19 protein-coding genes, 1 tRNA gene, 1 rRNA gene and 1 pseudogene are annotated in these 22,098 nt (G+C 30.5%); 11 read left to right on the plus strand and 11 right to left on the minus strand.

The genetic code is table 11. The features are described 5' to 3' along the window. Nucleotides 1–489: 489 nt before the first annotated feature. The 10 genes from BM153_RS09790 to rpmH form a co-directional block, all read right to left on the minus strand. On the minus strand, nucleotides 490–1,134 hold the full coding sequence (locus BM153_RS09790) for a response regulator (RefSeq protein ID WP_092873212.1): 645 nt from the start codon (nucleotides 1,132–1,134) through the stop codon (nucleotides 490–492). Continuing rightward, nucleotides 1,131–2,198 (minus strand): sensor histidine kinase, encoded by a 1,068-nt coding sequence (locus tag BM153_RS09795; protein WP_092873214.1) that lies wholly within the window; start codon nucleotides 2,196–2,198, stop codon nucleotides 1,131–1,133. Before BM153_RS09795 ends, BM153_RS09790 begins: the two co-directional genes overlap by 4 nt. Before the next feature lie 8 nt (nucleotides 2,199–2,206). Beyond that, the gene (gene rsmG / locus BM153_RS09800; RefSeq protein ID WP_092873216.1) at nucleotides 2,207–2,926 is read right to left on the minus strand and encodes a 16S rRNA (guanine(527)-N(7))-methyltransferase RsmG; all 720 of its coding nucleotides are present in this window, start codon (nucleotides 2,924–2,926) and stop codon (nucleotides 2,207–2,209) included. Between the two features lie 14 nt (nucleotides 2,927–2,940). After that, nucleotides 2,941–4,815 (minus strand): tRNA uridine-5-carboxymethylaminomethyl(34) synthesis enzyme MnmG, encoded by a 1,875-nt coding sequence (gene mnmG, locus BM153_RS09805; RefSeq protein ID WP_092873218.1) that lies wholly within the window; start codon nucleotides 4,813–4,815, stop codon nucleotides 2,941–2,943. A 103-nt stretch (nucleotides 4,816–4,918) separates the two neighbouring features. After that, nucleotides 4,919–6,280: a tRNA uridine-5-carboxymethylaminomethyl(34) synthesis GTPase MnmE gene (gene mnmE / locus BM153_RS09810; RefSeq protein WP_092873220.1), complete on the minus strand. Its 1,362-nt coding sequence runs from the start codon at nucleotides 6,278–6,280 to the stop codon at nucleotides 4,919–4,921. 67 nt (nucleotides 6,281–6,347) lie between these two features. Then, a complete protein-coding gene (gene jag / locus BM153_RS09815) occupies nucleotides 6,348–6,983 on the minus strand; it encodes an RNA-binding cell elongation regulator Jag/EloR (RefSeq protein ID WP_092873222.1) in 636 nt (211 codons plus the stop codon). Between the two features lie 14 nt (nucleotides 6,984–6,997). Next, the gene (locus tag BM153_RS09820; protein ID WP_242949117.1) at nucleotides 6,998–8,233 is read right to left on the minus strand and encodes a YidC/Oxa1 family membrane protein insertase; all 1,236 of its coding nucleotides are present in this window, start codon (nucleotides 8,231–8,233) and stop codon (nucleotides 6,998–7,000) included. A 17-nt stretch (nucleotides 8,234–8,250) separates the two neighbouring features. Beyond that, nucleotides 8,251–8,460 (minus strand): membrane protein insertion efficiency factor YidD, encoded by a 210-nt coding sequence (yidD, locus tag BM153_RS09825; RefSeq protein WP_092873224.1) that lies wholly within the window; start codon nucleotides 8,458–8,460, stop codon nucleotides 8,251–8,253. Nucleotides 8,461–8,474: 14 nt separating this feature from the next. Continuing rightward, complete coding sequence (gene rnpA, locus BM153_RS09830; protein ID WP_092873226.1) at nucleotides 8,475–8,813, minus strand: ribonuclease P protein component; 339 nt, start codon at nucleotides 8,811–8,813, stop codon at nucleotides 8,475–8,477. A gap of 55 nt (nucleotides 8,814–8,868) precedes the next feature. Further along, nucleotides 8,869–9,003 (minus strand): 50S ribosomal protein L34, encoded by a 135-nt coding sequence (gene rpmH / locus BM153_RS09835; RefSeq protein ID WP_092873228.1) that lies wholly within the window; start codon nucleotides 9,001–9,003, stop codon nucleotides 8,869–8,871. 572 nt (nucleotides 9,004–9,575) lie between these two features. Here rpmH and dnaA point away from each other — a divergent pair. The 7 genes and pseudogenes from dnaA to BM153_RS14145 all read left to right on the plus strand — a co-directional run. Continuing rightward, entirely contained in the window at nucleotides 9,576–10,919 is a 1,344-nt protein-coding gene (gene dnaA, locus BM153_RS09840) for a chromosomal replication initiator protein DnaA (RefSeq protein WP_092873230.1), read from the plus strand. Nucleotides 10,920–11,175: 256 nt separating this feature from the next. Next, the gene (gene dnaN / locus BM153_RS09845; RefSeq protein WP_092873232.1) at nucleotides 11,176–12,279 is read left to right on the plus strand and encodes a DNA polymerase III subunit beta; all 1,104 of its coding nucleotides are present in this window, start codon (nucleotides 11,176–11,178) and stop codon (nucleotides 12,277–12,279) included. Between the two features lie 17 nt (nucleotides 12,280–12,296). Continuing rightward, nucleotides 12,297–12,506, plus strand: coding sequence for an RNA-binding S4 domain-containing protein (locus BM153_RS09850; RefSeq protein ID WP_092873234.1), 210 nt, complete (start codon nucleotides 12,297–12,299; stop codon nucleotides 12,504–12,506). A 4-nt stretch (nucleotides 12,507–12,510) separates the two neighbouring features. Beyond that, on the plus strand, nucleotides 12,511–13,593 hold the full coding sequence (gene recF / locus BM153_RS09855) for a DNA replication/repair protein RecF (protein ID WP_092873236.1): 1,083 nt from the start codon (nucleotides 12,511–12,513) through the stop codon (nucleotides 13,591–13,593). 17 nt (nucleotides 13,594–13,610) lie between these two features. Next, entirely contained in the window at nucleotides 13,611–15,530 is a 1,920-nt protein-coding gene (gene gyrB / locus BM153_RS09860; RefSeq protein WP_092873238.1) for a DNA topoisomerase (ATP-hydrolyzing) subunit B, read from the plus strand. A 35-nt stretch (nucleotides 15,531–15,565) separates the two neighbouring features. After that, nucleotides 15,566–18,097 carry a DNA gyrase subunit A gene (gyrA, locus tag BM153_RS09865; protein WP_092873240.1) on the plus strand — a complete coding sequence of 844 codons (2,532 nt, stop codon included), beginning with the start codon at nucleotides 15,566–15,568 and terminating at the stop codon, nucleotides 18,095–18,097. Nucleotides 18,098–18,729: 632 nt separating this feature from the next. Next, nucleotides 18,730–18,957, plus strand: a pseudogene (locus tag BM153_RS14145) (ATP-binding protein); the annotation flags it as partial. Between the two features lie 151 nt (nucleotides 18,958–19,108). Here the strand turns inward: BM153_RS14145 and BM153_RS09875 are convergent. Next, nucleotides 19,109–19,375 carry a transposase gene (locus tag BM153_RS09875; RefSeq protein WP_092873242.1) on the minus strand — a complete coding sequence of 89 codons (267 nt, stop codon included), beginning with the start codon at nucleotides 19,373–19,375 and terminating at the stop codon, nucleotides 19,109–19,111. 287 nt (nucleotides 19,376–19,662) lie between these two features. On the opposite strand from BM153_RS09875, the gene BM153_RS09880 reads away from it, so the two are divergent. From BM153_RS09880 to BM153_RS09895, 4 genes are all read left to right on the plus strand, one after another. Beyond that, nucleotides 19,663–20,508 carry a fumarate hydratase gene (locus BM153_RS09880; RefSeq protein WP_092873264.1) on the plus strand — a complete coding sequence of 282 codons (846 nt, stop codon included), beginning with the start codon at nucleotides 19,663–19,665 and terminating at the stop codon, nucleotides 20,506–20,508. Nucleotides 20,509–20,828: 320 nt separating this feature from the next. Next, the gene (locus BM153_RS09885; RefSeq protein ID WP_278278337.1) at nucleotides 20,829–21,377 is read left to right on the plus strand and encodes a Fe-S-containing hydro-lyase; all 549 of its coding nucleotides are present in this window, start codon (nucleotides 20,829–20,831) and stop codon (nucleotides 21,375–21,377) included. Nucleotides 21,378–21,481: 104 nt separating this feature from the next. After that, a tRNA-Ser gene (locus BM153_RS09890) sits at nucleotides 21,482–21,569 on the plus strand. Nucleotides 21,570–22,021: 452 nt separating this feature from the next. Next, nucleotides 22,022–22,098: ribosomal RNA gene (locus tag BM153_RS09895) — 16S ribosomal RNA — on the plus strand; the annotation flags it as partial.

The following is a 22,098-nucleotide window of genomic DNA, read 5'->3' on the forward strand; positions in this document are numbered from 1 at the left end:
GTACTTCCCCTTTTATAAAGCATAAAGCTAATACATAAAAAACTATTTTTCATCTATTACATAGTAACCCATACCGGCAAATGTATAAATTGTGAACAAAACAAATAATTTTACGATCCATATTAAATGCTTTTTTCTCGTAGTAAAAGGAATACCCTCATAATTGAACTTTATACTAAATATCAGAAGAAATTAAAAATCACCACTAACAAAAATATCCCTTTCTTAAATCTAATACTTTTACAGCGTAGAATTTTATCCTTGACAGGTGTGCCAAGGATAACTATGTACTTTCTTAATTCTTATACTTTTAAGTCGTAAAATCACTTACATTACGGTATATCATTTTAGAGATAATTCCCATCTATACCCCTAAGCATCTAAGATACTAATTACTATATTTCATATAAAATTAGAGCTTCTACAATATGAAAGTTGAAAAACTTCCTTTACATATATTAATTAATTTAAAATCTGCATTATATTAGATCAAAAAACTCCTATAAGATTATTTCTTATGGCAAAAACAGCTGCCTGAGTACGATCGGCAACACCTATTTTTTTAAATATATTTGACACATGATTTTTTACTGTTCTCTCACTAATATTAAGAGTTGATGCAATCTCCTTATTAAATAATCCCTGAGCCAGCAATTTCAATACATCAAATTCTCTTTTTGTTAAAGATTCTATTTTAATCTTGTCGGATTCTTTTCTAACCATTCTGGAATTTAACATAGGTGTAAGAGATGGCTGAATAAAAGTATCACCATTATTAATTGTAAAAATAGCTTTTTTAAGAACTGAAGATTCCGAATCTTTTAAAATATAACCATCAATTCCTATTTCAACAGCTGACATTAAATATTCTATTTCATTATGAATAGTTAAAATCAAGACCTTAACATTCATTTTTTCTTTACGAATAATTTTTAAAACGTCTAATCCATTCTTGTTTGGCATATTTATATCCAACAATAAAACATCAGGTTTTTCTGCCTTTAATTTTTCAAGACATTCATCACCGTCACCGGCCTCAGCAATGACCTTAACATCCCCATCTATTTCCAATAAATTTCTTAACCCTTCTCTTATCATCGAATGGTCATCTGCAATCATAATATTAACGCTCAAATTTTTTCCTCCTGCTCTCCTATTGGAATTTTTATTTTTATTTTTGTACCCTTTTTTAAATCAGATTTTATGCTGATATTTCCTGATAATAAATTAACTCTTTCCTGCATCATAGATAATCCGAAAGTTCTTTTACCATTATTTAATGCTTTATCAACATCAAAACCTTTGCCATCATTATTTATAGTAATAACTATATTGTTTTTATTATAAGTTAAAGTTACATTAATAAGATTAAATTTGCAATGCTTAATTGCATTATTACAAGCTTCCTGTATTATTCTTACAATAGTAATAGTAACAATACTCTTTAATTTTTTTGCTTCCCCAAAACTTTCAAATTTGATATTAACATGATTTAAATTTTCAAGTTTAGTCAATTCATTTGAAATATAATCATTTAACGTCAAATCATCCAAGGCCATAGGATGTAAATTATAAACAATATTTCTCATATCATCTATGGTAGAACGTAAATTATTTTCCAGAATTTTTAATTCTAATTTAGATTTTACAAGATCCTTATCAACTAATTTCGATATATATTCAATTTTATGAACAAAACTAGTTAAATTCTGTATAGAAGTATCATGGAGATCTCTGGCTATTCTTTGTCTTTCTTTCTCCAACTCTTCAAGTACTTTCAAATTATTTCCATGATTTTCCTCAGGAAACAGAGTATTTTCATTATTCACAATTGAAATTGGTTCAATCGAAACAAACTTTTCTTCATTGCCTTTGATAAGGTCTTTTATATGACTCAAAATATATTCAATATCTTTTTCTTTGATGCTTATTTCCTCAATTTTTGAAGAAAGGGATCTATTTCTGTCTTTTAAATTGGTAATATTACTGTTTAGATTTTTTATCTTTATATTCTTGGTTCCAAAAGTACTTTTTTTAGGATAAAAAACATCTGCTGTTGATGTTTTTTTACTTTCTTCTTCAAGAATCATTGTTAGTTTTTCAATTTCAATCTCATTTGTTTCCAATTCTTTTTTTAATGCATCTATTTCGTTATGAACAGATACTTTTTCTTTTTCTAAAAATTGTATTTTTTCCATAAAACTCACTACTTTACTAATGGTGATTTTTTTATCATTGCTGCATTTCTTGGAAATTTACTCCCCGTATTCTTTACCTTTTTTATGAAAACAAGATTTCTAACCATATCCGTATCTGGTAACATAAAATTTTCTATTTTATCAATTTTTCCCCCAAGAATATCTATAGCAAAATTTGCTTCTTTTATCTCATCCTCTGTTTTAATAGATTTATAACTAATAAAATATCCACCTTTTTTTACCAAAGGGATAGTATATTCACATAAAACAGGTAATCTGGCTACAGCCCTTGATACACAAAAATCAAATTTTTCTCTGTATTCTAAATTTTTTCCGGTTTCCTCTGCTCTTGAATGTATAGCTTTTATTTTTGATAATCCCAGTTCCTTTATAACATAATTCAGGAAATTGATTCTTTTATTTAAAGAATCAATAAGAACAAATTCCACATCCGGTCTTAAAATTTTTAAAGGAATGCCTGGGAAACCGGCCCCTGTACCGATATCTACCACACTTTGTCCTTCCTTTAAATCAATATATTTCAATAATGAAACACTATCAAAAAAATGCTTGATACATACATCATCATAATCTGTAATTGCAGTAAGATTCATCTTACTGTTCCATTCAATCAATAATTGATAATAGGCATTTAATTTATCCGCCTTTTCTTCATCAATTACAAATTCCCATTTTTTAAATTTTTCTATTAAATTATTATTGTCCAAAACTGATTCCTTTTTTATTTGCGATGCTCTAAATATACAAGTAAAACTGATATGTCTGCCGGAGAAACCCCCGAAATCCTTGAAGCCTGTCCAATAGATAAAGGTCTAATTTTATCAAGTTTTTGTCTTGCTTCTATTCTGAGATTTTGAATTGACATATAATCTATCTTCTCCGGAATTTTTTTATTTTCCATCTTCTTAAATTTTTCAACGGAACGAAGTTCCCTTGCAATGTAACCCTCATATTTAATATTAATATTAACTTGATTACATACATCTGATGGAAGTGTAGGTCTGTTTTCATCTATTTCTTCTAATACAAAATAATTCAACTCAGGTCTTTTAATTAAATTATATAGTGTTTCAGAATTACTAAGACTAGTACTTCCATTTTTTTCCAAAAATTCCTGTACTTTCTTCTTTCCTCCTATACTAACTGATTTAAGTCTATCAACCTCTTTTTCAATTAAATTTTCTTTTTCAATAAGCTTATCATATCTTTCCTGACTTATAAGCCCAAACTTATAACCTATAGGAGTAAGACGAATATCTGCATTATCTTGTCTTAATAATAATCTGTACTCCGCCCTAGAAGTCATCATTCTATAAGGCTCATGATTTTCTTTGGTTACTAAATCATCAATTAAAACACCAATATATGACTCAGACCTTTTGAGCACCAGCATTTCTTTGTTTTTTACAAACATTGAAGCATTGATTCCAGCGACAATCCCTTGTGCAGCCGCTTCTTCATATCCCGAACTACCATTAAACTGACCGGCACTAAACAGTCCGGAAATATTTTTAAATTCCAATGTAGGCTTTAACTGTAATGCATTTATACAGTCATATTCAATAGCATACCCGTTTCTGACTATTTTTGCATTTTCAAGACCACTAACACTTCTGTACATCTTTTCCTGAACATCCTCAGGTAAAGATGTAGACATTCCACCTATATACATTTCATTTGTATATTCACCTTCAGGCTCTATAAAAACCTGATGCCTGTTTTTATCAGCAAATTTTACAACCTTATCTTCTATTGAAGGACAGTATCTAGGCCCTGTACCTTCAATGATTCCTGCATAAATAGGCGATCTGTCAAGATTATCTTTTATAATCTCGTGAGTTGTCTCATTTGTATATGTAAGCCAGCAGGATTGCTGTTCTTTTTGAATCTCGTCTTCATTAGTTGTAAAAGAAAATGGAACAATTCTTTCATCCCCAAACTGCTCTTCCATTTTTGAAAAATCTATTGATCTCTTGTCAATTCTTGCAGGTGTTCCCGTTTTAAATCTAAAGATTTCAATTTCATTTTCCCTTAATGAATCCGTAAGGTGATTAGCTGGCTGAAGCCCGTTAGGACCAGTATAATTAATTGAAGAACCACATAAACATCTGGCTTTTAAATAAACTCCGGTACAAAGGATTACTGCTTTTGATAAGTATTTTCCACCTGAAAAAGTCTTTACTCCCTTTATTACATCGTCTTCAATTAACAATTCTGTAACTTCTGCCTGTTTTATCGTGAGATTTTCGGTATTTTGTAAAACCATTCTCATAGCTCTGGAATACTCTGCTTTATCAGCTTGAGCTCTTAATGAATGAACAGCCGGACCTTTTGATTTATTAAGCATCTTTGACTGGATAAAAGTTTTATCTATTATTTTACCCATTTCTCCACCTAATGCATCTATTTCTCTTACAAGATGTCCTTTTGAGCTTCCTCCAATATTAGGATTACATGGCATCAATGCAATACTATCAACACTTACCGTAAAAACTATAGTATTAAGTCCTAATCTGGCACAGGCTAAAGCAGCTTCACAACCTGCATGACCGGCTCCAACTACACATACATCATAATTTTCAATTAATTCTGACATCAAAATATTCCTCTTTCTAATGGTTAAAACTTTTTTTATATACAAATAAATTATTCCACATTAAATATTTTACTATATTTGAATATATTAAACAAATATTAGATTATTTTCCCATACAAAATTTGCTGAAAATATTATCTGCTAAGTCATCATTAAATGTTTCCCCGATAATATCTCCTAAAAAATTATATGCATCCATAAGATCCACGGTATAAAAATCTTCCGGAAGTCCGTCATATATAGCTCCAAGAACAAGTTCAAGACTGTCTTTAGATTTTACTAATAAGTTTTTGTGTCTGACATTTGATATAACAACATCTTCATTAAAGTTTATATTTCCTGAGAAAAACATATCATTTAATTTATTAATAAAGTTGTCAATTCCCTCACCGTTTTTTGCAGATATACTGACAATATTTTCAAACTGCTTTTCAAGCTGTGTATTATTATTTGAAATGTCCATTTTGTTTAATAGAACAATAACATTTTTTTCTTTTATTCTGTCAATTATCTCTTTATCATTTTCATCCAATTCTTTTGAACTATCTACAACATATAAAATCAAATCTGCTTTTTCAATAAGCTCTAATGATTTTTTAACACCAATAGATTCTATAACATCATCAGTATCATGTATTCCTGCTGTATCTACCATGTTTAAACAAATTCCATCCAAAACCAGCCTTTGTTCATTAATATCTCTTGTAGTTCCCGGAATATCAGTAACAATCGCCTTTTCCTCCCCAAGCAAACAATTTAATAAAGTGCTTTTTCCTGCATTGGGTTTTCCAACAATAATAGTTTCTATCCCATCCTGAACAAATTTTCCATTATCAAAAGTTTCTATTAAACAATCGATTTCTTTAATAAGATTTTTTACTTTAACTTCTATTTTTTCGGAATATCCATCTAAAGAGTAATGTTCCGGATCATCCAGTGCACATTCCAAAAAAGCGGTTTCCGTTATTATTTCTTCTCTAAGCCCCTTTATTTTTTTATTTAATTTACCGGCTACATTACTAAGAGCATTATCAAGTGCATATTGATTTTGTGAATTAATAAGATCCATTACCGCCTCTGCAGCTGTAAGGTCAATTCTTCCATTTAAAAAGGCTCTTTTGGTAAATTCCCCAGGTAAAGCCATCCTTGCTCCAGACTTTAATACAAGCTCCAGAATATTTTTCATAACCAGAATTCCACCATGACAATTAATCTCTATAACATCTTCTCTGGTATATGAATGTGGTCCTTTCATAACTAAAATAATTACTTCATCTATTTTTTTATCTCCATCGTAAATAAATCCATAATGGGCAGTATAGGTTTGAAATTCTTTTGTATCTTTTTTATATGGAACAAAAATCTTTTTAATAATATTAATTGAATTTTCTCCACTTATCCTCACAATTCCAATACCTGCTGATGATAATGGAGTCGCAAATGCTGCAATAGTATCTTCTGTCATTATTAATCCTCATGCAAAAATACAGTATTAACAATCTAAAACTAAATTATTAATACTGTATTTAAATTTAATAATTATTATTCTTTTTCAATGTAACAACTACATGTCTAAATGGTTCTTCGCCTTCACTGTGAGTAGAAACATATCTGTCATTTTGTAATGCTGAATGAATGATTCTTCTCTCATATGGATTCATAGCCTCCAAAGAAACAACCCTTCTGGTTTTTTTAACTTTGTGAGCAATATTTCTGGCAAGATTTTCAAGGGTTTCTTTTCTACGCTTTCTGTAGTTTTCTGTATCAACTCTAACTCTTACATAATTATCTGAGCTTTTATTAACAACCAAAGAAGTCAAAGTCTGAAGAGAATCCAATGTCTGACCTCTCTTACCAATAAGAACTCCCATATCTTCACCTGATAATTCAATATTGATACTTGATCCATCCTCATCAAAATCTGTATCAATAGTAACCCTAAGGTTCATTGTGTCAAAAACTTTTTCTAAAAATTCAACAGCTATATCCTCTGCTGTTTCTTTTTTCTTAGCCTTTATAACAGCCGGCTTACTTCCAATTCCTAAAAATCCTGCACTTCCTTTTTCGATAACTTCATACTCAACCTTATCTCTTGAAACCTGAAATTTAATAACGGCATCTGTAAGTGCATCCTCTACAGTTTTTCCTGAAAACTCCTGAAATTCCATCAACGTAACCCCCTTTATTTATTATTTTTTTCATTAAACTTTCTAACCATATTAGCCTTATCTGTCATAGAACCTGGTTTAATATTTTCTAAATCTTTTGCTGTATAATCAATTGATTTGAGATCTTTAATATTCTTTGTTTTAATAGTAGCATTATTAACTATCTGTCTTTCCTCAAGACCTTCTTTTTTCTTACGTTTTGCCTTAGCTTTTTCCTGGTTTTTCGCAATCTCCGCTTCCATATCGATTGAATCAAGATATTTATTTATACAAATCTGCTGTACACTTCTTACAAGAGCACTTGTAATCCAGTATAAACCAATACCAGCAGGAAATGTTAAACAGAAAAACGCTGACATCAACGGCATTGAATAATTCATCATCTTCATGGAACTAGCCATGCTACTGTTATCGTTATTGGTTTTTGCTTGAGGCATAAGCTTAAAGTTAATAAACTGAGTAGCTCCAGCCAATACAGGAATCAAAACTGCCATAATAAGAATTCCAAAACTTCCGTTTCCAAAAGATGTTCTTATAATATCAGCAGGTGAATCTCCAATATTCAATCCTAAAAAACTGTTGAAATGCTTGATTGAATCCTGAACAGATGAAATTGATGAAGCAATATCCGGAAACGTTTTTGCAAGTTTATTCCAGTTACCTGTTGATAATCTATACAACAAATCAACAATGGTATTTGTAGTTGTAGTATCAGATGTAAAATCTAATGCTACTCGTCCTATTTTTTCACTTTTAACAAATTTTTGTAAAAGATCCTGGTAACCGGAAATACCGATAATTTTATCTATAACCGGTGTAAATACAGCTTTTACACTTGAAACATAAGCAGGTACATTATAAATAACTTGGTAAAGGGCAAACATAACAGGAAACTGAATAGCCATCTGTACGCAACTACCACTTGGAGAAGTACCGTACTTTTCATAGATTTCCTTTGTTTCCTCATTCATTTTCATCATTGATTCCTGATCTCGTTTACCGGCATATTTTTTCTGAACTGCCTGAATTTCAGGACTCATAACAGCTGTAAGTTTTGAAAACTTCTGCTGTCTTATTGTAAGAGGCAACATTAACAAATACATAATTACTGTAAAAATGATAATGCATAAACCTATATTTTCTATTCCTAGATTACTTAAAACACTAAAAATCCCATTCATTATCCATCCAAGAAGTTGTGCAATCGGACCGATAATAAATGTTGTACTTTGGGTTAATAGAATTCCCACTAAAACTAACCTCCTCTTTATGGAACAGGATCATAGCCACCTTTCGAAAAGGGATTACATCTTAGTATTCTCCAGCAAGCAAGTAAGCCTCCTTTTATTGCTCCATATTTTTCAATAGCTTCTAATCCGTATTGAGAACAGCTTGGTATATATGGACAACGATATCCCTTATATGGAGAAATATACTTTTTATAAAACTTTATAAGAAAAATAAGTACTCTTTTCAATTTTTACCATCTCACTACTGCTTATAAATACCATGTAACTTTGCCAAATTAATATACGATTCCACTAAATTTTTAAACTTTGTATATAACGCTTTGTTTCTACAAATAATAACAATGTCAAAGCCCACTTCAAAATTTTCTTCATTTATCCTGTAAATTTCTCTAAAAATTCTTGTCATATGATGCCTGACAACACTATTTCCAACTTTTTTGCTGACAGATATTCCAATCCGGTTTTTATTTAAATTATTTTTTAATACATACATTACAATATTTTTATCTGCCAGAGATTTACCATTGTTATATACATTCTTAAATTCAATATTCTTCTTAAGTGACTCGGAAAATTTCATTTTAATTCTCCTATAAAAGATAATAATAAGAAGAAAGGCCACATAAAATTGCGGCCTAAGCTGATAATTTCTTTCTTCCTTTTAAACGTCTTGCAGCAAGAACTTTACGTCCACTTGCTGTGCTCATTCTTTTTCTAAAACCATGAACGCGTTTACGCTGAAGTTTCTTTGGTTGAAATGTCATTTTCATTATAAGCACACCTCCTTTTGCAATAAATAGTACTATAATCTCATTTCTAAACTCATTCAGAATTCTAAGTGAGTTGAAAAACAAAAATTTTCCTGATTTTATACAGTATTCAAATTTAAAACATCATTTCAATTATAGCAAAATTTATTTTAAAGTCAAGCAAAATGGTAACTCTATAAACTTTTTTATTTTTTTCAACAATTTTTAATATAACTTGTGGAGAAAAGCTTACTTATCCACAAGTTATTCACATTTTGTGGATAAAGTGTGGATTTAACTGGATTATATGTTAATCAATGTTAATTTTTCCTATTTTTTTCCTTATTTTAAATGTTAGTATTTTTTTCAACAATACTTTTAAAAACCAAAATTTTATTCTTTTTTTCGATTTTTTTAACTTATGTAAATAATATATAATCCACATTTCCCCACAGGTCAATTAATATTTTTATTTCTTTATATAATATAGCTCAGACACAATGATAAGATTTACATAACTTGATTAAAAGATATTTTTAGTTTAATATAATAATGAGGATAGTATCGATATAATTAGCAAGGAGCAGATTGAAATGGATTCAATTAAAGAAAAATGGAATGATATACTTGAAACTGTGAGAAAAGATCTGGATATAAGCGAAGTCAGATATAAGAACTGGCTCGAACCTTTTTTTGTCTATGATTATAAAGACAATATACTTACTTTAGCAGTTGATAATGAAGGAAGAAATGATTCATTTTTAAATTACATAAGAAAAAATTATCTTTTATCTATAAAAGTTGCAGTTACAGAAGTAACAGGCAAGGAATGTAGTGATATTGAGCTTATTCTTGTAGACAAAAACGAAAAAGTTGAACCACCTAAGCATCAAACATTTTCAAGAAATTCCAACGATAGAAAATATACCTTTGAAACTTTCGTGGTAGGAAGTAACAACAGGCTGGCCTATTCCGCATGTCTTGCAGTAGCAGAAGCACCGGGAGAGATTTATAATCCCCTATTTTTATATGGAGGAGTTGGACTTGGAAAAACTCATCTTATGCGTTCTATTGAAAACTACATTTTAGAAAACTATCCTGAAAAAAAAGTTCTCTATATTACATCAGAGTCTTTTACAAATGAACTTATAGAAGCTATCAGAAACGGTAATAACACAGCTATGACTAAATTTCGTGATAAATACAGAAATATAGATGTTTTACTAATAGACGATATTCAGTTCATCATAGGAAAAGAAAGTACACAGGAAGAGTTTTTCCATACATTTAATGCTCTTCATCAGGATAAAAAACAAATCATTTTATCAAGTGATAAACCTCCGAAAGATTTTGAAACTCTCGAGGACAGACTTAAATCCAGATTTGAAATGGGACTCATGGCAGATATAGGGGCTCCTGATTATGAAACAAGGGTTGCAATTCTTAGAAAAAAAGAAGAATTAGACCATTATTCCTTCGATGACGATGTTATAAATTACATCGCAACAAATGTTAAATCAAATATAAGAGAACTCGAGGGAGCACTTAATAAACTTATTGCTTATTCAAAACTTGAAAAAACCCCTATTACTTTGGATTTGGCAGAAAGAGAATTACAAAATCTGATTTTCCCAAACAGACCTATAGAAATCACACCTGAATTCATAATAGGTATAGTTGCTGAACATTTTCACATATCCGTATCTGAAATTTCTTCCAAAAAAAGAAGTAATGAAGTTGCTTATCCAAGACAAATAGCAATGTACTTATGTCGCGAAATGACTTCAGCACCTCTTAAATCTATTGGTGCATTATTAGGTAAGAAGGATCACACTACTATTATTTACGGTATTGATAAAATCGGTGAAAAAATTAAATCTGACGAAAAAACACGAGAAGTTATAGAAATATTGAAAAAGAAAATCACTCCAAACTAGTCTTTGTTTTTATACACATTAATATGTGTATAAGACTCGAGTAATGTGTGTAAAACTTATCTGTTATTTTTATATGTGGAAAAGTTATACTTTATTAATAACTTTTCACATACTTTTAATATAGTTATTAGATGCCTGAAAGCCTGTTATTTTAATGCTTTCAGGCACTTATCAACATTTTAACACCTACTAAGAATAAGACTGCTAAATTATTATTTATTATATATATATTTTTTTTCGAAAGGAGCTTTCCACAATGAAACTGCTTTGTTCAAAAAATGATTTACTCAAGGGTATAAATATTGTTTCAAAGGCTGTACCTTCAAAAACAACTATGACTATACTCGAGTGCATTTACATAGATGCAAGTACAGAGCAAATTAAATTTACAACTAATGATAATCAACTTGGAATAGAAACTATTATCTCTGGTGATATAATTGAAAAAGGTATAGTGGCTTTAAATGCAAAATTATTTGGAGACATTATAAGAAAATTACCAGATAGTGAAATAGCATTAGAAACAGATGAAAATTACAGTACAAATATTATCTGTGGACAATCTAAATTTACTATACAAGGACAAAGTGGAAATGATTTTCCTATACTTCCTTTTATTGAAAAAAAAGAATTTATAGAAATTTCGGAATTCACTTTAAAAGAAGCTATAAGACAGACTATATTTTCAATAGCAGATAATGATACAAACCATTTAATGACAGGGGAATTGTTTAAAATAACAGATAATGAATTAAAAATAGTTGCTATTGATGGACATAGAGCTTCAATAAGAAATATTCTTTTAAATAACAATTATGGAAATCAAAGCTATATAATACCGGGAAAAAGCTTAAATGAGATAAGTAAAATATTATCTGGAGAAGATGAAAAACAGGTTAAAATTTACTTTTCTGATAATCAGGTAATATTTGAGTTTGATACTACCGTGGTTGTTACAAGGCTTATTGAAGGAGAATATTTTAACATTGCACAAATGATTTCCAATAGTTACGAAACAAAGGTAGAAATAAATAGAAAAGAATTATTAGAGTGTATAGACCGATCAATTTTATTTGTTAACGAATCCGGTAAAAAACCAATAATTGTAAATATAAAAGATGATGAACTTCAAATTAAGATTAATTCAACTATTGGTTCAATGGATGAAAAAATAAATATGGAAAAATCCGGAAAAGATATTTTAATTGGATTAAATGCAAAATTTATAATGGATGCTCTTAGAGTTATAGATGATGAAAAGGTTTCATTGTATTTCATTAATTCTAAGTCACCTTGCTTTATTAAAGATGATGAAGAAAAATATATTTACATGGTATTGCCTATAAATATTATTGTTTAAGCAGAAAAGGAACTAAGATGAAAGAAGTAAAGATTAAAACAGAATTTATTAAACTTGGGCAGCTTTTAAAATTGGCAAATCTTGTATATTCCGGGGCAGAAGCCAAAGAAGTAATTCAAAACGGAGAAGTGACTTTAAACGGAGAAGTTGTGGTTGAAAGAGGTAAAAAAATCAGACCCGGAGATATTGTTGAATTTGAAAATAATGCAATTAAAGTAATAGATTAAAACTATGTATATTAAATCATTGGAATTAGAAAATTTTCGGAATTATTCAGGTCTTAATATTGAATTTGACAAAAATACAAATGTTATTTATGGTAACAATGCTCAGGGAAAGACAAATATTATTGAAGCCATATACATATCCGGTACTTCAAAATCTCATAAAACTTCTAAAGATTATGAATTAATAAAGTTTGAAAATAAGGAAGCTCATATTAGAACAAAGGTATTTTCAAGGGATAATGAATATCAGATAGATTTACATTTAAAAAAAAATATGAAAAAGGGAATAGCTATTAACAAGCACCCTATAAAAAAGGCTTCAGAGTTATTTAATATTTTAAACTTTGTATTGTTTTCACCTGAGGATTTGAATATTATTAAAGACGGACCTTCTCAAAGAAGAAGATTTTTGGATATTTTATTGTGTCAACTTGACAAAATATACTTAGAAGAGTTACAAAAGTATAATAAAATTCTAAATAATAGAAATAAGTTATTAAAAGACATATATTTTAATAAAAATCTTATTGATACAATTCCGATTTGGGATAAACAATTAGTTAATTGTGGCAATAATATTATAAAAAAAAGACGAAATATTATAGAGAAACTTAATGATGTTTGCAAAGATATACATAAAAAATTGACGGGAAATGCAGAATATTTTTTTCTGCAATATGAAAATGATGTTGATGAAAAAGATTTTTTGACTTTATTGAATAAAAATTTTGAAAAAGATTCAAAATATAAAATGACATCAGCAGGACCTCACAGAGATGATATTTTGTTTGTTTCAAATGGTATAGATATTAGAAAATTTGGCTCTCAAGGGCAGCAAAGGACAACTGCTCTTACATTGAAATTGGCCGAGATAGAGATAATTAAAGAACGACTCGGTGAGTCACCGATTTTACTTTTAGATGACGTGTTGTCTGAACTGGATTCCAAAAGACAAAGATATCTTTTGGAATATATTTATGGAATACAGACTATTATTACATGTACAGGGATAGATGATTTTGTTTCAAACAGATTTCATATAGACAGACTTTTTAAAGTAAATAATGGTATTGTTACAACTGAGTAAAATAAGGAGGAAATTATATGAGCACCAATTATGATGCAAATCAGATTCAAATTCTTGAAGGATTAGAAGCTGTTAGAAAGAGACCAGGCATGTATATTGGAAGTACATCGTCAAAAGGCTTGCATCACCTGGTATATGAAATTGTTGATAATGCTGTAGATGAAGCTTTAGCAGGATATTGTTCTGAAATTTCAGTAATAATTAACCCGGACAATTCAATTACAGTAGTAGATAATGGTCGTGGTATACCGGTAGGGATAAATAAAAAAGCAGGTATTCCGGCTGTTGAAGTTGTATTTACAGTATTACATGCCGGAGGAAAATTTGGAGGCGGAGGATATAAGGTATCCGGTGGTCTTCATGGAGTTGGTGCTTCTGTTGTAAATGCCTTATCAAACTGGGTAGAAGTAATAATATATAGAGATGGAAAAGTTCATAAACAAAGATTTGAAAAAGGTAAAGTTGCCACTAAACTGGAAGTAGTTGGAGAATGTGAATTGGAAAAAACAGGAACAACTGTTTCTTTTCTGCCTGATGAGGCCATTTTTAGAGAGACTACAATTTATGATTATGAGGTTTTAAAAGAACATCTTAGAGAAATGGCCTTTTTGACCAAAAATATAAAAATAAATCTAGAAGATAAGCGTGAAGGAGAAGAACAAAAAGATATTTTCCACTACGAAGGCGGAATAAAGGAATTTGTTCAATACCTTAATAAAAATAAAACCCCATTGTATGATGATATTATTTATTGTGAGGGATTAAAGGACAGGGTTCAGGTTGAGGTTGCAATGCAGCATAATGATGCCTACTCTGAAAATATATATACATTTGTAAATAATATTACTACTCCTGATGGTGGTACCCATCTGTCAGGATTTAAAAATGCTGTTACAAAAACCTTTAATGATTATGCCAGAAAAAACAAAATTCTTAAGGACAATGATCCTAATCTTTCAGGTGAAGATATAAGAGAAGGTATTACATGTATAATCAGTATAAAAATTGAAGATCCTCAATTTGAAGGCCAGACAAAGCAAAAGTTGGGAAACAGCGAGGCAAGAGCGGCAGTTGATAGTATAGTTTCAGAGCAGCTTACATATTTTCTGGAGCAAAATCCAAGGGTTGCAAGAATAATCTGTGAAAAATCCCTTTCATCTCAAAGAGCTAGAGAAGCAGCCAGAAAAGCAAGGGATATGTCAAGAAGAAAGACTTATTTAGAGGGAAATGCTCTTCCAGGTAAGCTTGCTGATTGTTCAGATAAAGATCCTAAGAATTGTGAAATATTTATTGTCGAGGGAGATTCTGCGGGTGGCTCAGCAAAAACCGCCAGAAGTAGGGCGACTCAGGCTATTCTTCCACTTAGAGGAAAAATTTTAAATGTTGAAAAAGCCAGATTAGACAGGATTTATTCCAACGAGGAAATAAAAGCTATGATTACGGCTTTTGGAACAGGTATTCACGATGATTTTGATATAACAAAACTTCGTTATGATAAAATAATTATTATGACTGATGCCGATGTGGATGGTGCTCATATAGATACTCTTATGCTTACATTTTTGTATAGATTTATGCCAGATCTTATAAAAGAAGGGCATGTTTATCTGGCACAACCACCATTATTCAAAATTGAGAAGAATAAAAAGGTATGGTATGCCTATAGTGACGAAGAATTAGATAAGATACTTACAGACATAGGTCGTGATGGAAATAATCGTGTACAAAGATATAAAGGTTTGGGAGAAATGGATGCAGAGCAGCTCTGGGAAACAACAATGGATCCTGAAAGTCGCGTACTTTTAAAAGTTACCATGGATGATACGACTTCAACAGAAATGGATTTGATTTTTACAACTCTTATGGGTGACAAGGTTGAACCAAGACGTGAGTTTATAGAAAAAAATGCAAAATATGTCAAGAATCTTGATATCTAGGAAATGTCTCGTTAGGAGCGAACGGAGGATAATAAATGGATGACAAAGTGTTTGATAAAACACAGGAAATTGACTTAAGAAAAACCATGAAAGAGTCTTATATTGATTATGCTATGAGCGTAATTGTATCCAGGGCTCTTCCGGATGTAAGAGACGGTTTAAAACCGGTTCAAAGAAGAATACTTTTTTCAATGAATGAATTAAATAACGGCCCTGACAAGCCGCATAAAAAGTGTGCGCGTATTGTCGGTGATGCAATGGGTAAATATCATCCTCATGGTGACAGTTCTATTTATGGTGCTTTAGTAAATATGGCTCAGGAATGGTCTACAAGATATCCATTAGTAGATGGACACGGGAATTTTGGTTCTGTGGATGGTGATGGTGCTGCCGCAATGCGTTATACAGAAGCCAGACTTAGCAAAATTTCTATGGAAATGCTTGCAGATATAAATAAAGATACAGTAGAATTTGTGCCTAATTATGATGAAACAGAGACAGAACCATCTGTTTTACCAGCCAGATTTCCAAATCTTTTGGTAAATGGAACAACGGGAATTGCGGTAGGAATGGCTACAAATATACCACCACATAATTTAAAAGAAGTAATAAATGCTGTTGTGAAAATAATAGATAATAGAATTTTAGAAGACAGAGAGACCGACATAGAAGAAATTCTCCCGATAGTTAAGGGACCTGATTTCCCTACAGGTGCAACAATTCTTGGTACAAGAGGAATTAATGATGCATATAGAACAGGTCGTGGAAAAATCAGAGTCAGAGCTGTGACAGAGATTGAACCAATGGCAAACGGAAAAAACAGGATTGTTGTAACCGAGCTTCCATACATGGTCAATAAATCTAAACTGATAAAAAATATTGCAGAGCTTGTTAGAGATAAAAAACTGGATGGGATTACTGATTTAAGGGATGAGTCTAATAGGCAGGGAATGAGAATTTGTATTGAACTTAGAAAAGATGTCAATACAAGTATTATGATGAACAAACTTTATAAGCATACTCAATTACAGGATTCATTTGGTGTAATTATGCTTGCATTGGTTGACAATCAGCCTAAAGTTCTTAATCTCTTAGATGTACTAAAATATTATCTTGCACATCAGGAAGATGTAGTTACAAGAAGAACAAAATATGAGTTAAATAAAGCAGAAGAAAGAGATCATATTTTACAGGGGCTTTTAAAAGCTTTGGATAATATTGATGAAATTATTCAAATAATGAGATCATCAAAGAATACAAACGAGGCGAAACAAACACTTATTGAAAGATTTCAATTTTCTGAGGTCCAGGCACATGCAATTACAGAAATGCGTCTTAGAGCTCTTACAGGTCTTGAAAGAGAAAAGCTTGAAAGTGAACATGAAGAACTTCAAGCTAGCATAAAAAGATATAAAGAAATCTTATCAAATGAAAAAGTATTATTAAATCTGATTAAATCAGAAATATCAGCTATTTCAGATAAATTTAGCGACGAAAGAAGAACTCAGATTGGCTATGATGTTTATGATATTTCAATGGAAGATCTTATTCCGGATGAGACTAATGTCGTAGCAATGACTAATAAAGGCTACATAAAAAGAATGACTCTTGATAATTTCAAGAGCCAGCATAGGGGTGGTCGTGGTATAAAAGGAATGAATACCATAGAAGATGATTTTATAAAAGAACTTTTAGTTACTACCACTCATCACTATCTTATGTTCTTTACAAACAAAGGAAAAGTATATAGATTAAAGACCTATGAACTATCAGAATCAGGAAGAAATTCCCGCGGAACTGCCATAGTAAATCTTATACCTTTAGAGCCCGATGAAAAAGTTACAGCATTAATACCACTGAAATCATTTGAAGAAGAAAAGAAATTGTTTATGACTACGAGAAAAGGAATTGTGAAAAAGACCGATCTTGTTGAATATTCAAATGTTAGAAAAAAAGGTTTGATGGCTATTAATCTTCGTGAAGATGATGAATTAATTGATGTTAAACTTACAGACGGCAGTCAGGATATAATCCTTGTTTCAAAAAGTGGTCAATGTATTAAATTTAACGAAAAAAATGTAAGAGCTACAGGAAGAACTTCTATCGGAGTTATTGGCATGAATATTTCCCAGGATGATGAAGTAGTTGGAATGCAGATAGTTCAAAATGGAAAAAAACTACTTATTGTTTCAGAAAAAGGTATGGGAAAAAGAACATCGATGGACGAATTCACCATACATAATCGAGGTGGAAAGGGTGTTAAATGTTATAAGATAACTGAGAAAACAGGAAATGTTCTTGGTATATGTGCGGTATCTGATAATGATGAAATAATGATGATAACAATGGAAGGTGTTGTCATAAGAATTGCAGTAAACGATATCTCAGTATATGGAAGAATGACTTCCGGTGTAAAATTAATAAATTTAGAGGATGATATCACAGTTGCAAGTATCGCCTTGGTAAAGGAAGATATAGTAAGGTCTGAGCAGGAAAAAGAATTAGAATTAAATAATTCAGAAGATGAATCAGAAGAAGAAATTTCAATTGAAGAAGATAAAGAATAAAAATCAAATATAAATAAAGATATTTTTAGTATTAGTAAAGCGGACATTCGGAATCCGCTTCGCTACTTCCTCATGAACGCAGTGGCACTTTGTGCCACCTGTCAGAAGGGGCTTTAACCCCTTCTGACACTAGTAAGCTTATACCCCCGCTTAAAGCTTACGCTTTTGAAGCGGGGGATTGCTTACACTGCGTTCAAATAAAAAATGAAGAATTTGGAATAATTAATATATTCTGGATTCTTCATTTTTATGTTTAATAATGTGATAATATACTGAATTGATAAAAAAGTATATAAAAAAACATAGGTAATTATTGGAATAAATTAGAAAAATCTCTTGTAGAACTAATAGATTTTATAAGAGATTTTTTATGTGGCATAACCTGTTTGAGCGCGCAAAGCGTGCAAATTATTGACCAATTGCTATTGGAGTGCAGGCTGTCAGTAAAAGATACAGCTCATATTTTATAAAATGTAGTAAACAACTTGTCAGGATTAAAAGAGCAAAGATAGAAACAGATTAGACAATGTCCTAAAGTACGTGAATAGATATAAAATCTTTCAATTTGATGAAATTGGATATTTTCCAATCGATAAGGAGGATTTAAATTTGTTCTTCCAGCTTATAGATATGAAAGAAAAAATACAATACTTACTACAAATATAAACTTTAATGCTTGGGATAGTATTATTTATGATGTAATAGTTGCCAATGCAATTCTTGATAGAATCCTTCATCATTCAAAGCTCATAACTATAAAAGGAAGAACATATAGAATTAAGGATTATGTAAATCATCTGAGTAGGTGTACATTTATATATAAGATTTTTGTACAAAAAACTTGTTACTTCATGTTCTAATATACGACGAATCTTATAAGCACCAAGCGTATTGTCATAATCATTATAGATTTGCAAGATGTGCTTGCGAATGACCTGTTTTTCGCAGCTTCTAGGTGTCGGTTCTGCGTAAAAGTGCTTATAATAGATGTTGCGATGTACTTTAAGAACTCTACAGAGAGTTCGCTTTTTTTAATATTTGATTTTCTTCTTCAAGCTGGGCCATACGTTTTTGAAGTTCTTTAACTTGTTTGGCGGTAAGGACTTCGTCATTATCAGTTTCGCCAGTAGAGTATTGCTTAATCCATTTGGTGAGAACAGTTTGAGATACGCCATACTCCTTTAAGAGTGAGGCTTGAGTCTTACCGTTGTGATAAAGCTCGACGAGGGTTCGTTTGAAATCTTCATCATAACGAGTTCCGGTTTTGTGAGTGGACATAAAAATACCTCCTTTTGGTGTCTATAATAATAGTATATCATTTATTAAACATGTCCACTTTTATAAGTATAATGCATAAAAAAGCAAACTCAGAGAAAATATAAGAAATAAATAATAATATTTGTAAAATAGTGTCTATAAACGAAAAAATATTGAAGCAAAATGATAAAATAGTTGATGAATTCACAAAATTAAAGTATATTGTGTTAAATAAAACATAGAAAAGATAAAAGATGATATTTAAAAAAATAATTAAAAATTATGTTTTCTGCGAGGAAAGGAAAAAAATGATAAGAGAAATTAATACTGATGAAGTAACAAAGGTAATAACAAAATTATGTATCGAAGCAAATTATTCTTTAAGCAATGATATGCAACAGGCTATAAAAAAGGCAGAAAAAGAAGAAGAAAATAAATTAGGGAAAAAAATATTAGGACAGCTTTTAGAAAATCTTAAGATAGCTAAAAACGATAATATTCCTATATGTCAGGATACTGGAATGGCAGTTGTATTTATAGAAATAGGACAAGATGTTCATTTTATAGGGAAAAATCTTGAGGACGCTATAAATGAAGGTATTAGAAAAGGATATATAGAAGGATATCTTAGAAAATCAGTGGTTTCAGATCCAATACTAAGAAAAAATACGAATGATAATACTCCGGCTATTATTCATTACAATATAGTTGAAGGTAATAAAGTAAAAATAACTTTAGCACCGAAAGGATTTGGAAGCGAGAATATGAGCAAAATATATATGCTAAAACCGGCAGATGGAATAGAAGAAATAAAAAAATCAATAATAGAAACAGTAAAAGAAGCTGGACCAAATGCATGTCCACCTGTAGTAGTTGGAGTAGGTATAGGTGGAACATTCGAAAAATGTGCATATCTTGCAAAAAAAGCTTTGACCAGAGAAGTGGGGAAGCATTCTGAAATAAAGCATATTGAAGAAATAGAAATAGAACTCTTAAAAAAAATAAATAAACTTGATATCGGACCGGCAGGATTAGGGGGAAAAATTACAGCATTAGCAATTAATATAGAGACATATGCCACACATATAGCAGGAATGCCTTTAGCAATAAATATGTGTTGTCATGTAAATAGACACGCTACAGCAGTAATATGAAAAGAAATATTATGAAATTGAGAAATAAAAAGATAATTACATTTTTATATTTTACCTAATTAGTTAATAATAAGAACGTATTGGATGCCTTTAGGAAAAAAGTCTAAGAGGAAAGTAATAAATAAAGATTAATAAAACATGTTTATTATAAAATAAAAATATATCAACAAAGAAACCAAGTATTTCTAATAAAAGTAGTATACATGCAACATTATTGCATTTGATTAGAATTTTGATAAATCAATTATTAAGATACAGATTGTAATATATACTCTACTAAAAATTCTACCATAAATTTTAATATTACATATTTAACATATATAAAAAGAGAGAAAAATAAAATGGAGCTAGAAATAAAATTACCGATAACAAAAGAAAATGTTTCAAAGCTTAAATCAGGTGATTTCGTATATCTAACAGGAGAAATATATACTGCACGTGATGCGGCACATAAAAGAATGTATGAATTAATAAAAGATGAAAAAGAACTTCCAATAAGTATAGAAAACGAAATTATTTATTATATGGGACCATCTCCAGCAAGAAAAGGAAAAATAATAGGATCGGCAGGTCCGACAACGGCTAGTAGAATGGACAAATATACACCAGAATTACTGGATCGTGGTGTAATTGGGATGATAGGAAAAGGAAAAAGGTCAAAAGAAATAATTGAATCAATGAAAAAAAATACCTGTGTTTATTTTGCTGCAATAGGTGGAGCCGGAGCATTATTATCGAAATGCATCAAAAAAAGTGAAATAGTTGCATATGAAGATTTAGGTACGGAAGCCATTCGAAAACTATATGTCGAAAAATTACCGGTGATAGTTGTAATAGATTCTCAAGGTAATAATTTGTACGAAAGGTAAAAATAAAAAATAAATAAAATAATCAGAAAAATAAAGAAAATAAGTGTTGACAATCAAAAATTTATTGCTTATAATGATTAAGCACTCGATGAGAGAGTGAAAACGGAGAAATACTCAAGAGGCTGAAGAGGTGCCCCTGCTAAGGGTATAGGTCGTTTGCGCGGCGCGAGGGTTCAAATCCCTCTTTCTCCGCTTTATTTTTTAGAAAATAAGTTTGACAATCATATATAAATGTGATAAATTATAATGGTTGAGCTTAAAAATAACTAAAAAAATAAAAAAGTGCTTGACGAATTCGAGAAGGCACTGTATAATTTTAAGCTATCTGCTGAATGCGAAATAAACAACGATTGAGGTAGTGACTATTAAAATTGTTGTAGAAAAAAAGTTAAAAAATCCTTGACAAATGAAAGTCAATGAGATATACTTTTAGAGCTGTCGCAAGAACGATAAAAAATAAAAAAAGTTCTTGACAATACAAAAACAGCATGATAGAATATACAAGCTGTCCTTTGAGATAGGAAAAAACAACACGGACATTGATAACTAAACAGTACGAAGAAAACCTTGAAAACCAATCAAGAATAGGGAAACCTAAATTCAAAAAGGACTAAAGAGTCCGGTAAAAAACGGAAACAAATTTTAAACAAGAGAGTTCGATCCTGGCTCAGGATGAACGCTGGCGGCATGCCTAACACATGCAAGTCGAACGGAGTGCTTG

Source organism: Acetitomaculum ruminis DSM 5522 (assembly GCF_900112085.1).
Lineage (GTDB): Bacteria > Bacillota > Clostridia > Lachnospirales > Lachnospiraceae > Acetitomaculum > Acetitomaculum ruminis.

Bases quoted from the DNA above. Each gene is read 5' to 3' on its own strand.
- BM153_RS09795 (WP_092873214.1), bottom strand. From the start codon at position 2,198: ATGGAAAAAATACAATTTTTAGAAAAAGAAAAAGTATCTGTTCATAAC.
- mnmG (WP_092873218.1), bottom strand. From the start codon at position 4,815: ATGTCAGAATTAATTGAAAATTATGATGTATGTGTAGTTGGAGCCGGT.
- mnmE (WP_092873220.1), bottom strand. From the start codon at position 6,280: ATGACAGAAGATACTATTGCAGCATTTGCGACTCCATTATCATCAGCA.
- jag (WP_092873222.1), bottom strand. From the start codon at position 6,983: ATGGAATTTCAGGAGTTTTCAGGAAAAACTGTAGAGGATGCACTTACA.
- rnpA (WP_092873226.1), bottom strand. From the start codon at position 8,813: ATGAAATTTTCCGAGTCACTTAAGAAGAATATTGAATTTAAGAATGTA.
- rpmH (WP_092873228.1), bottom strand. From the start codon at position 9,003: ATGAAAATGACATTTCAACCAAAGAAACTTCAGCGTAAACGCGTTCAT.
- dnaA (WP_092873230.1), top strand. From the start codon at position 9,576: ATGGATTCAATTAAAGAAAAATGGAATGATATACTTGAAACTGTGAGA.
- dnaN (WP_092873232.1), top strand. From the start codon at position 11,176: ATGAAACTGCTTTGTTCAAAAAATGATTTACTCAAGGGTATAAATATT.
- BM153_RS09850 (WP_092873234.1), top strand. From the start codon at position 12,297: ATGAAAGAAGTAAAGATTAAAACAGAATTTATTAAACTTGGGCAGCTT.
- recF (WP_092873236.1), top strand. From the start codon at position 12,511: ATGTATATTAAATCATTGGAATTAGAAAATTTTCGGAATTATTCAGGT.
- gyrB (WP_092873238.1), top strand. From the start codon at position 13,611: ATGAGCACCAATTATGATGCAAATCAGATTCAAATTCTTGAAGGATTA.
- gyrA (WP_092873240.1), top strand. From the start codon at position 15,566: ATGGATGACAAAGTGTTTGATAAAACACAGGAAATTGACTTAAGAAAA.
- BM153_RS09875 (WP_092873242.1), bottom strand. From the start codon at position 19,375: ATGTCCACTCACAAAACCGGAACTCGTTATGATGAAGATTTCAAACGA.
- BM153_RS09880 (WP_092873264.1), top strand. From the start codon at position 19,663: ATGATAAGAGAAATTAATACTGATGAAGTAACAAAGGTAATAACAAAA.